13 protein-coding genes and 1 pseudogene are annotated in these 11,331 nt (G+C 46.5%); 8 read left to right on the top strand and 6 right to left on the bottom strand.

Features of this window, described 5'->3' with window-relative positions; translation table 11 throughout:
* The first annotated feature begins 97 nt into the window (after nt 1–97).
* Both ACW6QF_RS17480 and ACW6QF_RS17475 read left to right on the top strand, forming a co-directional pair.
* Nucleotides 98–472, top strand: coding sequence for a transposase (locus ACW6QF_RS17480; protein ID WP_456088736.1), 375 nt, complete (start codon nt 98–100; stop codon nt 470–472).
* Nucleotides 465–1,292 carry a PD-(D/E)XK nuclease family transposase gene (locus tag ACW6QF_RS17475; RefSeq protein ID WP_456088735.1) on the top strand — a complete coding sequence of 276 codons (828 nt, stop codon included), beginning with the start codon at nt 465–467 and terminating at the stop codon, nt 1,290–1,292. The genes ACW6QF_RS17480 and ACW6QF_RS17475 overlap by 8 nt, the downstream gene beginning before the upstream one ends.
* Before the next feature lie 57 nt (nt 1,293–1,349).
* On the opposite strand, the pseudogene ACW6QF_RS17470 reads toward ACW6QF_RS17475, so the two are convergent.
* From ACW6QF_RS17470 to ACW6QF_RS17455, 4 genes and pseudogenes are all read right to left on the bottom strand, one after another.
* Nucleotides 1,350–1,511: pseudogene (locus ACW6QF_RS17470) on the bottom strand (YgjP-like metallopeptidase domain-containing protein); the annotation flags it as partial.
* Between the two features lie 97 nt (nt 1,512–1,608).
* The gene (locus ACW6QF_RS17465) at nt 1,609–2,010 is read right to left on the bottom strand and encodes a PIN domain-containing protein (RefSeq protein WP_456088734.1); all 402 of its coding nucleotides are present in this window, start codon (nt 2,008–2,010) and stop codon (nt 1,609–1,611) included.
* Nucleotides 2,007–2,285, bottom strand: a complete 279-nt coding sequence (locus ACW6QF_RS17460; protein ID WP_456088733.1) for a hypothetical protein — start codon at nt 2,283–2,285, stop codon at nt 2,007–2,009. Before ACW6QF_RS17460 ends, ACW6QF_RS17465 begins: the two co-directional genes overlap by 4 nt.
* A 113-nt stretch (nt 2,286–2,398) precedes the next feature.
* Nucleotides 2,399–3,097, bottom strand: coding sequence for a M48 family metallopeptidase (locus tag ACW6QF_RS17455; RefSeq protein ID WP_456088732.1), 699 nt, complete (start codon nt 3,095–3,097; stop codon nt 2,399–2,401).
* Nucleotides 3,098–3,207: 110 nt separating this feature from the next.
* On the opposite strand from ACW6QF_RS17455, the gene gpmI reads away from it, so the two are divergent.
* From gpmI to ACW6QF_RS17440, 3 genes are read left to right on the top strand one after another with little or no spacing between them, the layout of a single operon-like run.
* A complete protein-coding gene (gene gpmI, locus ACW6QF_RS17450; RefSeq protein ID WP_456088731.1) occupies nt 3,208–4,725 on the top strand; it encodes a 2,3-bisphosphoglycerate-independent phosphoglycerate mutase in 1,518 nt (505 codons plus the stop codon).
* A 33-nt stretch (nt 4,726–4,758) separates the two neighbouring features.
* The gene (locus ACW6QF_RS17445; protein ID WP_005634277.1) at nt 4,759–5,115 is read left to right on the top strand and encodes a four helix bundle protein; all 357 of its coding nucleotides are present in this window, start codon (nt 4,759–4,761) and stop codon (nt 5,113–5,115) included.
* Between the two features lie 44 nt (nt 5,116–5,159).
* On the top strand, nt 5,160–5,744 hold the full coding sequence (locus ACW6QF_RS17440) for a DUF3109 family protein (protein ID WP_456088730.1): 585 nt from the start codon (nt 5,160–5,162) through the stop codon (nt 5,742–5,744).
* A gap of 134 nt (nt 5,745–5,878) precedes the next feature.
* Here the strand turns inward: ACW6QF_RS17440 and ACW6QF_RS17435 are convergent, their stop codons facing one another.
* Complete coding sequence (locus ACW6QF_RS17435) at nt 5,879–6,844, bottom strand: GNAT family N-acetyltransferase (RefSeq protein ID WP_456088729.1); 966 nt, start codon at nt 6,842–6,844, stop codon at nt 5,879–5,881.
* A gap of 13 nt (nt 6,845–6,857) precedes the next feature.
* Nucleotides 6,858–7,682 carry a 1-acyl-sn-glycerol-3-phosphate acyltransferase gene (locus ACW6QF_RS17430; protein ID WP_456088728.1) on the bottom strand — a complete coding sequence of 275 codons (825 nt, stop codon included), beginning with the start codon at nt 7,680–7,682 and terminating at the stop codon, nt 6,858–6,860.
* Nucleotides 7,683–7,996: 314 nt separating this feature from the next.
* Between ACW6QF_RS17430 and ACW6QF_RS17425 the strand changes: the two genes are divergently transcribed.
* The 3 genes from ACW6QF_RS17425 to surE all read left to right on the top strand — a co-directional run bounded on the left by ACW6QF_RS17425 (nt 7,997) and on the right by surE (nt 11,330).
* The gene (locus tag ACW6QF_RS17425; protein WP_298550887.1) at nt 7,997–9,550 is read left to right on the top strand and encodes a sensor histidine kinase; all 1,554 of its coding nucleotides are present in this window, start codon (nt 7,997–7,999) and stop codon (nt 9,548–9,550) included.
* Between the two features lie 2 nt (nt 9,551–9,552).
* Nucleotides 9,553–10,284 (top strand): response regulator transcription factor RprY, encoded by a 732-nt coding sequence (gene rprY / locus ACW6QF_RS17420; protein WP_298550885.1) that lies wholly within the window; start codon nt 9,553–9,555, stop codon nt 10,282–10,284.
* A gap of 272 nt (nt 10,285–10,556) precedes the next feature.
* Nucleotides 10,557–11,330, top strand: coding sequence for a 5'/3'-nucleotidase SurE (gene surE / locus ACW6QF_RS17415; protein ID WP_298550883.1), 774 nt, complete (start codon nt 10,557–10,559; stop codon nt 11,328–11,330).
* The last annotated feature ends 1 nt before the right edge of the window (nt 11,331 follow it).

Raw genomic sequence — 11,331 nt, 5'->3', positions numbered from 1 at the left:
TGGAAGGCACAGTCAATAAAACTAAAGCTATCAAAAGACAAATGTTCAACAGGGCAAGCATTACCTTGCTTTGCAATAAACTTACTAGCTTTAACACATGAACTGCCCCGAAAGTGACGAAGAACCAGTTGTTTTACTTATTTACAGTCACAACTTTACACGTTTTGAAACAGCAAGACAGTTTGCTTGTTATGCAGGTGTTGCCCCTTTCGAATACAGTTCGGGAACAAGTGTAAAAGGAGGTACTCATACCAGTCGATTAGCCAATATGAGGGTGAAATCGCTTCTTGGAATGGCGGCAATGAGTGCCAAACGGTTCAATAAAGATATCGCGGAATATTATAATTCAAAAAAAGAAAAGGGAAAATCTCACAGAGTGATAATGAATAATATAAGTAATAAGTTAATACACATCTGTTTTGCATTAGTACGCCATCAGACTATGTATCAATATACTTATAAACTTGTATAATTCATCGCTCGGGGAACGCCCAGCGGCAAGGGGCGCGAGCACGCGTCCCGACGAGCGAAAAAATTGTTGGAATGGGTTCTTTTTTAGTGGATTATTTGGAAGTTATTATATATTACAGAAGAGCCGACAGAAGTACTTCTCCGACAGGGTGTTATACTACGCCTCGTTCGCCATCCAGCAACAATCCATGATAGTAAAGGAAAGGCTCGAAAAGGAACCGGACGAAGTAGTCCGCAAACGTTGGAACTATCAGATCAATAAAGTATATGTCGTGTGCATCCTTAACTACGTGATGGACCCGTCCCGTCCTGATAAATACCGCTGGGATGTCGTACGCATGGATCGGGAGTTGAAAGTTCCTTTCAGCGAGACGCTCAACGAAATCTATATCGAAATGCCGAAATTTGTATTACCTTTGTCGGAGTGTGATACACTTTACAAGAAGTGGTTATATGTCTTAAACAACATCGAGATCATGGAACGATTACCGAAAGAACTGAACAATCAGATATTCCGCAAGCTGAAAAGCATCGTGGAGGTAGAGCGCATGACCCCCGACCAACGCCTGGAATACGAACTGAGCCTTTCCGTCGAACGCGACCTCTCCGCCGCCCTCGACACCAGCTTCGAAGACGGGATGGAAAAAGGATTGGAAAAAGGAAAGGCGGAAGGCATGAAGCATGGAATTGAAAAAGGAAAAGAAGAAGGCAAGGCCGAGGAGCAGCGTCTTATCGCAACCAATTTAAAAAAGCAAGGGATCAACATCGAGACGATTGCTCAATGTACCGGCTTGTCGTTAAAAGAGATCAGCGGGTTATAACCTGTTAATGCTCATCCATTGAACCGGCCGGATTGTTTTAATGCAAGATAATCCGGCTTACAGCATATGATACTTCTTCAACTCCTTCCTCATTTCTATCGCTTTCCCGTCCGTGACCTTGTCCATCAGTGCCCAAAAACGGTCGCTGTGGTTCATCTCTATGGTGTGGCAAAGTTCGTGAAGGAGGACGTAGTCGATCAGGGGCCAGGGCAGGAACATCCCCAGTAGTCATTCGATCGCAGAGGATTCGTGTTATACTATATTTATCAGATGTTTTCTGTGAATTTTACTATTACGGAAAGATGCCTTCGCCTTTTTAACGTATGATCCAGTTTTCTATTTTTAAAAGAGGAATACGGGAAAGGTGTTTTAAGTTTTCACTTACTAATGTCAAATTGTTGTTGATAGCAGTTGCGCCTATCAATAAGTCGAAATCATCAATAAGCATTCCTTGCTTACGCAAAGTAGCTTTTGAATTGGCAAAAGTCAACAATGAAGGATATATCGGAATGATTTCAAATTGATCGATAAACTCATATACCTCAGGCAAGTATTTGTCTTTGTTATTACTGCATGATACACCATAAAGAAGTTCAGCTACTGTAATTTCGGAAATGCAACAATTTTTTCTTCCCGCTTTTTCTAATTGGGAAACCACTCCATACTTGTCTTGCAAGTAAAAAATGCAGATGTTGGTATCGAGGAGATAACGTTTCATTCGTCAAAGGAGACAATATGTCGAGTCGTGTTACTCTTACGTCCCTGCTTAATGCATTCGCTTATATTTTCTATTTCTGAATCATTTTTCCAGATACCGGCAAGGCGATGCAATGCTGCATCTTTATCAGCATCCATTATCATTTGTTTTTTCTTTATATTCAGCAGACCGTACAAACGACTTTTCACTTTTTCAAGAACATCATCACTTTCGATGGAAAGTATGGCACGAGCCAATTCGGCTTTGTCAGCTTCCAGTTTCAGACTTGTATCCATGATCTATTCTTTTCTTAATGTTTATATTACAAAGATAGTGTCTTTTATTTATAATGGATGGATTTGCTTCTAAAAAGAATTGATTCGGTGCTATAAATCTTTGACAGACGTATTTACAGCATATGATACTTCTTCAACTCCTTCCTCAGTTCTAACGCTTTCCTGTCCGTGACCTTGTCCATCAGTGCCCAAAAACGGTCGCTGTGGTTCATCTCTATGGTGTGGCAAAGTTCGTGAAGGAGGACGTAGTCGATCAGGGGCCAGGGCAGGAGCATCAAGGAGAGGGAAAGGTTGATGCTACGGCGTGGCGTGCAACTCCCCCAATGGCTTTTGCTGTTGAATATCTTTACACCTGTGCAGGTGAAGCCGTGGCGGGAGGCCAAATTAAACAACCGTGGAGGCAGGAGGCGACGGGCCTCGTGACGAAGAGCCTGTTCTAAGAAGTCTTTCAGTAATTTTTGTACACGCTCGTCGGCAAAGTCGGTCTGCGAGGGACAGGCGATATGCAGGATGCCGTTGTCTAATTTCATATAGAAGTTAGCCCGGTCGGTACGGAAGATATGGAGGCGGAACGTTGCGGTCTGCATCTCCGTCTTGTCCGTCAGGAGCGGGCGGGCGGGATGTTTGGCAAGGGCTATGAGAAGTTTTTCCTTGTTCTCGCGGATAAAAGCGAGCATACGCGCTTCGTCGCCCCCCGGAGGCATGGTAGCCGTGATCATGCCCTTGGAGATTTTCAGCGTGTAGCGGGTAGCGCGGGGACTGGTGCGGAGGAGGATGGTTCCCAGCTCTTTGTCTTGTATCGTCTTTTCCATTTCGTTTGCAAAAGTAATATTTTATGGGCAAACAATATATGGTTGAAATTGATTATCTTTGCGCCCGGATAACGAAAATGAGTATAAACAATATAATAAATTAAGCAATCATGAGCAAGAAAGCCCTTTTAATGATTCTTGACGGCTGGGGTATCGGCGATCAAGGTAAAGACGATGTAATCTTTAACACTCCCACTCCTTATTGGGACAGCCTGCTGGCCACTTATCCTCATTCACAGTTACAGGCAAGCGGCGAAAACGTAGGGCTGCCTGACGGGCAAATGGGTAACTCTGAAGTCGGACACCTCAATATCGGGGCCGGACGTATCGTTTACCAGGACTTGGTGAAGATCAACCGTGCCTGTGCCGACAACAGCATCATGAAGAACCCTGAAATCGTTTCTGCCTTCTCTTACGCCAAAGAACACGGCAAAAACATCCATTTCATGGGGTTGACCTCCAACGGTGGCGTACACAGTTCTTTCGACCACCTGTTCAAACTTTGCGATATCTCCAAGGAATACGGAATCGACAATACTTTCATCCACTGCTTCATGGACGGCCGCGACACAGACCCGAAGAGCGGTAAAGGATTTATCGAACAACTGACGGCCCACTGTGAACAGTCTGCCGGAAAGATCGCATCTATCGTCGGCCGTTTCTACGCAATGGACCGCGACAAACGCTGGGAACGCGTGAAGGAAGCCTACGACCTGCTGGTTGAAGGCAAGGGAAAACAAGCTACCGACATGGTTCAGGCCATGCAGGAATCGTATGACGAAGGCGTGACCGACGAGTTTATCAAGCCGATCAACAACGCTACCGTAGACGGTACGATCAAAGAAGGCGATGTCGTGATCTTCTTCAACTACCGTAACGACCGTGCGAAAGAATTGACTGTCGTGCTGACTCAGCAGGATATGCCGGAACAGGGCATGCACACGATCCCCGGCCTGCAGTATTATTGCATGACTCCGTACGACGCTTCTTTCAAAGGCGTCCATATCCTGTTCGACAAGGAAAATGTCCAGAATACATTGGGAGAATATCTGGCTGAGAACGGAAAGACTCAGCTTCATATCGCCGAAACGGAAAAGTATGCTCACGTGACTTTCTTCTTCAATGGCGGCCGCGAAACTCCGTACAAGGCAGAAGAACGCATCCTGGTTCCGAGCCCGAAAGTCGCCACTTACGACCTGAAGCCGGAAATGAGTGCTTATGAAGTAAAAGAAAAGTTGGTTGAAGCTATCGGTACGCAGAAGTTCGACTTCATCGTCGTGAACTATGCCAATGGCGACATGGTAGGCCACACCGGCATCTACGGCGCGATCGAAAAGGCGGTGACCGCTATCGACAACTGCGTGAAGGACACTGTCGAAGCTGCCAAGGCCAACGGTTATGAAGTAATCATCATCGCCGACCACGGTAATGCCGATCACGCGCTCAACGAAGATGGCACTCCCAACACGGCCCACTCCCTGAACCCTGTTCCTTTTGTCTATGTAACGGAGAATAAAAATGCAAAAGTGGAAAACGGTGTCCTGGCCGATGTCGCTCCTTCTATCCTGCACATTTTGGGTATGGCGCAGCCGGCTGATATGACAGGACAGGACTTGATAAAGAATTAAGAATTAAGAATTAAAAATTAAAAAATAAGACTGGTGAATAATGTGATCCAGACTAAATCGTATGCGTTTGCTATTCGTATAGTGAACGCATACAAGTTTTTAACAAATGATCAAAAAGAGTATGTCTTATCAAAACAGATGTTGCGAAGCGGTACTGCTATAGGAGCATTGGTCGCAGAAGCACATCATGCGCAAAGTAGTGCTGATTTTCTTAATAAAATGAATGTTGCTTTGAAAGAAGCTAATGAAACATTTTATTGGCTCTCTTTATTGAGAGATACGGATTATTTAAGTGAACAGATTTATAAATCTATCTCGATTGATTGTAAGGAATTAATTGCTCTTTTAGTTAGCATAGTCAAGTCTGTAAAATCATCATTAGGGAGATAAGCATTTATTTTCTAATTTTCAATTTTTAATTTTCAATTTAAGAAGTGATTCAAATAGACAATACTTTGGTCAGCCTCGACGTCCTCGAGCGTCAGTTTTTATGTGATCTGTCGCATTGCAAAGGCATTTGCTGCGTGGAAGGTGATTCCGGTGCGCCCTTGCTGGAGGAAGAGGTGGGCGAACTGGAAAAGGCCCTTCCGGTTATCTGGGACGATCTGGCGCCGAAAGCCAGGGAGATCATCAAGAAACAAGGCGTTGCCTATATTGATGAAGAGGGAGACTTGGTGACTTCTATCGTAAACGGCAAGGACTGTGTTTTTACCTGCTACGATGCGGACGGAACTTGCAAGTGTGCCGTGGAGAAGGCCTATCGCGAAGGCAAGCTCTCTTTCTATAAACCGGTTTCCTGCCATCTTTACCCGATACGTGTGGAAAAGTACGACACGTTCGAAGCGGTTAATTACAATCGCTGGAATATCTGCAAAGCAGCAGAGGTGTTAGGTAAGAAAGAAAATCTTCCGGTCTATAAGTTCCTGAAAGAACCGCTGATCCGCCGTTTCGGAAAGGAATGGTACGACGCGCTTGAGGAGATTGCCGGAGAGTGGGAGAAACAGAAGAGCGGAGAGTAATCTAAGGTTAGTATACAAAAAGAGCCAGGTACGCGGATGACGCGGATTAAGCGGATCTTGACGGATGAAATAATTAAATCCGTTTTAATCCGTCTAATCCGCGTCATCCGCGTACCTGGCTCTTATATATCGTTTCAACTATTGCGTATCAAGTCGGCCGATTTGCCTTCCTCGTTCAGGTAAGTCTCGATATGACGCTTCTTTTTGTCTTCGAGGATCTCGTCGATGGCGATCAGTATGCCGGTCTCTTCCACCTCTCCAAACTCATGGTTGATGGCCGTGCCGAATACGCGCATCTTGGGGGAGAGGCTCATATAGGCATTGACCAGCGGCGGCACATTGATGCCGAACTTACGGACCTCCTGGTTCAATACCTTATAATTATCCTTGAAGTTGTCGTACTTGAAAAGCTCCTGCATCTTTTCCAGATCCGTGCCTGTTTCCAAGGGATAGACCGGAATGATCAGCTTCTCCGGATCGGGGAAGTGCATGTTCAGGAAATACAGGATCATGTTGCGGGCTTCGGAGTTGTAGGTGTTGTACATCGTCACCTTCCCGAAATAATACTGCAAGCTGGGGTCCACCACCGAAAGCGCTCCGAGGCCGTCCCAGAGATTATCCAGCACGAACAATCCCTTCGCGCTGCCTGAACGGGTCGACTGGTATTCCAACGTCACGAACGAACGGCCCAGCTCGACCGTGTACGGCAAATATTCTTTATTGAACTTCTCGGAGAAATTAAACAGATGAGAGGTCGCTAAAATAGGTTTGCCGGTTTTGTCGAATTTTACATCCGAACCGCAGAGGAAGCGGTACCCCCCCAGGATCTGTTCGTCTTCAGGGCTCCACACGATAAGTTGGCGATAAGCATCGTCCATCGTGTCGTATTCGTCAATATCGACAGGAAAGCCGGTTCCGCCTCCGTAATACCGGAAAGCGATTTCCCTGAGTCGCCCGATCTCTTGCATCACGTTGGGAGAGTCGTGGGCTGTGACAATGTATATCTCATTGTTGGATTTGTTGGTCCTCCGCAGTTTCTTGTCCACGGTCAGTTCCGCTTTCAGGAGAGCACGGTCAATCGGTTTGATAATGTCTTGCATATGATAGAATCAATTATTTCTTTAGATTATAGACAACTTCCTTCACCCACTCTGCCCATTCGGCCGGTTTACGGCTGTCCTCGAAGGTTTGCCAGGGAATCGGCTTCCCGAAATGGATACGGTATGTCTTGTGTTTGCTTTTGAACATCTCGTCGGGCAGGTAGATCATTTCATAATTCATCTTTATGCCCAATGCTTTCCGCAGGTTGGCGAGACGGTAGAAAAAGCTCGAGTTGCGTCCTTCGAAAAACACCGGTACGACGTCCCGCCGGTATTCTACGGCCTTTTGGATGAACGACTTCTTCCATTCGGTGTCCTGTATCTTCCCGTGTTGCTTGCGTGAGCATAAGCCGGCGGGGAAAGTGACGATCTGGTTGTCCGAAGCATAGGCCTTTTCGATCAGCTCGGCGTTCTTTTTCCCCTGCGCCCCGTGTTTGTTGATGGGGACGAAGATCGATCTCAGGTTGGACAGGTAGAGCAGCAGGTCATTCACCAGGTAGCGGATCTTCCCGTCGAAACGCCCGCCGATAACGGCCGACAGGCAAATCCCGTCCAGTCCGCCCAGCGGGTGGTTGGAGGCGAATATGTACCGGCCTCCGGCAGGAATATTCTCTTCGTTTACCAATTCCAGATTCAAGTCAAAATATCCGATCAACTCTTGCATGAACGCTACCCCGTCTTTATCGTGATACCGGCGGAGGATGTCGTTCAACTCATCCTGATGAACAGTACGGATCAGATAGTCAACCACAAAGCCGGGAATCTTGCGGGCGGCCGAAGGCGCCTTTTGCTGTAATACCTGTTTGATGTCTATCTGTGTAATACCTTCTTGTGTCATTTCACGTAACTCTTACAAGAGGCAAAGATAGAGTTAATAATTAAAAGTCAATGCTTTCGGGAAAAGTTTTTAAGTGTCGGCTACAACAATTTACGTTGCATTTCTGTTCTTATTAGTCAGTACGGAACGCGTAGGATATGAAGATACGCCTGTGGAGTGGTGTAAAGCATTAGCTTAAAAATAGATAGAAAGAAGATTGCCATCCTTTGGTAATGCATTTTTAACATATAAGGCGTTCTGTTTTTACCTTTTTTGTGTAAATATTAAATTAAAAGGCGCGTTATTTGTGACATTAAAACGAGAGATTTATTGATATGAGGAAGTCTACGATTTGGTTGCTTGCGGTGGTGATGGCTTTTGCCTTTGCCGGTCTGCTCTTTTTGCAGGTGAAATATGTAAGCATCATACTCAAAAAAAGTAGCGAGCAGTTCAATGAAACTGTCAAACGATCGATGCACCAAGTCTCGAAAAACCTGGAGCTTGACGAAACGGCCCGGTATCTGGAAGAAGACCTCAGCCGTGACGAGGCCAACAATTATCTGTACCAGAACGAACAGAGCAACCTCGGCGGGGGGATCATCACCGAGAAAAAATACAAGATGCAGTTCACCAATGCCGACGGGACCGTCGAACATATCGAGTTCCATAGCGACATTCGGACACGCAAGATCGAGCCGCTCTCTTCGCTGGGCAGCAATAAAGCGCCTAACAGCATCGTCAGTACGTCAAAAGATTTGCAGCAAACGTTGAAACGCCGCTACCAGTATCAGAGCGGATTGTTTAACGAAGTGATCCTGAATATTTTGCACACGGCGAACCTGAAGCCGATCGAAGAAAGGATAGATTTTAAAAAGCTGAATAATTACTTAAAATCAGAATTTATTAACAATGGATTGAACCTGCCGTTCGTCTTTTCTGTTATTAACAAAGACGGAAATATAGTGTACCAGAACGGGGAGATCCCTCCTGTATCAGACGTGATTCAACAGGTGTTATTCCCCAACGATCCTCCTTCGAAACAGAATTACCTGAAAGTGTATTTCCCGACGAAGGGCGATTATATTTCGAGTTCTGTAACATTTATCGTGCCGTCGATCATCTTCTCGCTGATACTTTTGGTGACGTTCATCTTTACCATTTATATCGTATTCCGTCAGAAGCGACTTTCGGAAATGAAGAATGATTTTATCAACAATATGACGCACGAACTGAAGACGCCGGTCTCGACCATCTCGCTTGCCGCACAGATGCTGAAGGACTCGGACATCACGAAGAGCCCCGATGTGTTCAAGCATATCTCCGGGGTGATCAACGACGAGACGAAACGTTTGGGCTTCCTGGTGGAAAAGGTGCTGCAAATGTCGCTGTTTGAACGCCAGAAAGCAGCCCTCAAGCTGAAGGAGGTCGATGCGAACGATTTGCTGGCAAGCGTTGCCAACACATTCGCCCTGAAAGTCGAGAAGTATGACGGCACGATCGACATCGACCTGCAGGCGGAAGATTCGGACATCTACGTGGATGAGATGCACATCACGAACGTGCTGTTCAACCTGCTGGACAACGCCGTGAAGTATCGCCGCCTCGAAGTGCCGCTGACGCTGATGTGCCGCACCTGGAACGAGAACGGCAAGTTGTTGATATCGATCGAGGACAACGGTATCGGGATCAAGAAAGAATACCTCAAGAAAGTATTCGACCGCTTCTTCCGCGTACCGACAGGAAACGTACACGACGTGAAAGGGTTCGGGCTCGGACTCGCTTACGTCCGTAAAATAGTGGAGGACCATAAAGGTACGATACGTGCCGAAAGTGGTTCCGGAAATGTAGGAACAAAATTTATTATTACTTTACCTCTTATAAAAAGTTAGTTATGGAAGAAAAACTAAAAATCTTCTTTTGCGAAGACGACGAGAACCTGGGTATGCTATTAAGAGAATACTTGCAGGCAAAAGGTTATGTGACTGACCTCTTCTCCGATGGAGAAGCCGGTTACAAAGGTTTCACCAAAGGCAAATATGACCTTTGCGTACTTGACGTGATGATGCCGAAAAAAGACGGTTTCACGCTGGCGCAGGAAATCCGTTCTATCAACCCTGATATCCCTGTTATCTTCCTTACGGCCAAGACTATGAAGGAAGATATCCTGGAAGGTTTCAAAATCGGTGCAGACGATTATCTGACAAAGCCTTTCAGCATGGAAGAACTCTTGCTCCGTATCGAAGCGATCCTTCGCCGCGTGAAAGGCAAGAAGATGAAAGACATTCCTTTCTACAAGTTAGGAAACTTCTTGTTCGATACCCAGAAACAGACATTGGCTATCGGCGACAAGATCACGAAGTTGACAACTAAGGAATGCGAACTCCTGAGCCTTCTTTGCGCACATGCAAACGAAATCTTGGAACGTAATTATGCACTGAAGACAATCTGGGTAGACGATAACTACTTCAATGCCCGCAGCATGGACGTATATATCACGAAACTCCGTAAACTGTTGAAGGATGATCCGAAAATCGAAATCATCAACATTCACGGTAAGGGCTACAAGCTGATCACTCCTTCCGGAGAAGAAGCAGCCCGCGAAGAAGGCATCCAGGTGCTTTGATCGGAGCTTAACCGGACGCGAACAACGCGGACGAGCGCAGAGTAACGCAGATGTCGTTATCTATAAAAGGATAAGTCGCTGCGTTAGTCTGCGCTTTTTATATTCGGGGCGGTAAAGGAAGTCCGTCTCCCTCGTTGCTTCCCCTCTCTGTTCCCTGTCGATGAAACTTTTGTTTCCTGCCGGTGAAAATAAATTTTCCTGCCGGTGAAAATTTATTTTCTCGCCGGGGAACTCTGAGAATTTCCGTATATTTGTGTGCAATTAATAAAGATATGATGAACGACAGACCGCTAATTCTGATTACAAATGATGACGGCGTTGAAGCCAAAGGAATAAAAGAACTCACCGAGTGCCTCAGGGATCTGGGGGATATTGTGGTATTTGCTCCCGACGGGCCCCGTTCGGGAATGGCAAGCGCGATCACTTCGCTCGTACCGATCAAGTACACATTGGTAAAGAAAGAACAAGGACTGACGGTTTATAGCTGTACCGGGACTCCGGTCGATTGCGTGAAACTGGCTATCAACGAGGTGCTGGAACGCAAGCCCGACCTGTTGGCCTCCGGGATCAATCATGGCGGCAACCATGCCATCTGCATCCAGTATTCCGGAACGATGGGGGCGGCTGCCGAAGGGTGCGTGTTCGGCATCCCTTCGATGGGCGTGTCGCTCTTGGACCACCGTGCGGATGCAGACTTTACCGAGAGCTGCCGCTTGGGGCGCATGCTTGCACGGCGGATCATAAAAGAAGGATTGCCGCATGGCACTTACCTGAACCTGAACGTCCCCAATGTCCCGAACGTGAAAGGGATGAAGGTATGCCGGCAGGCGGACGGACGCTGGACCAATGAATTCAAACGGTCGGAAAACGCAGCGGGCGAACCCGTGTTCTGGCTTGCCGGCGCGTTCGAGAATGCCAAGCCGATCCATGCCGACAACGACACATTGGCGCTCGACAGCGGCTATGCCTCGCTCGTCCCGTGCAAGATAGATGTGACGGACTATGACTTTTTGGCACAGCTGAAAAATCAATTGTCAATTGAATAAA

This window comes from Parabacteroides sp. (genome assembly GCF_977054455.1).
This window is presented reverse-complemented; position numbering and strand designations above follow the sequence as displayed.

Bases quoted from the DNA above. Each gene is read 5' to 3' on its own strand.
- ACW6QF_RS17460 (WP_456088733.1), bottom strand. From the start codon at position 2,285: ATGGATACAAGTCTGAAACTGGAAGCTGACAAAGCCGAATTGGCTCGT.
- rprY (WP_298550885.1), top strand. From the start codon at position 9,553: ATGGAAGAAAAACTAAAAATCTTCTTTTGCGAAGACGACGAGAACCTG.
- ACW6QF_RS17430 (WP_456088728.1), bottom strand. From the start codon at position 7,682: ATGACACAAGAAGGTATTACACAGATAGACATCAAACAGGTATTACAG.
- ACW6QF_RS17465 (WP_456088734.1), bottom strand. From the start codon at position 2,010: ATGAAACGTTATCTCCTCGATACCAACATCTGCATTTTTTACTTGCAA.
- ACW6QF_RS17480 (WP_456088736.1), top strand. From the start codon at position 98: ATGAACTGCCCCGAAAGTGACGAAGAACCAGTTGTTTTACTTATTTAC.
- ACW6QF_RS17435 (WP_456088729.1), bottom strand. From the start codon at position 6,844: ATGCAAGACATTATCAAACCGATTGACCGTGCTCTCCTGAAAGCGGAA.
- gpmI (WP_456088731.1), top strand. From the start codon at position 3,208: ATGAGCAAGAAAGCCCTTTTAATGATTCTTGACGGCTGGGGTATCGGC.
- ACW6QF_RS17455 (WP_456088732.1), bottom strand. From the start codon at position 3,097: ATGGAAAAGACGATACAAGACAAAGAGCTGGGAACCATCCTCCTCCGC.
- surE (WP_298550883.1), top strand. From the start codon at position 10,557: ATGATGAACGACAGACCGCTAATTCTGATTACAAATGATGACGGCGTT.
- ACW6QF_RS17425 (WP_298550887.1), top strand. From the start codon at position 7,997: ATGAGGAAGTCTACGATTTGGTTGCTTGCGGTGGTGATGGCTTTTGCC.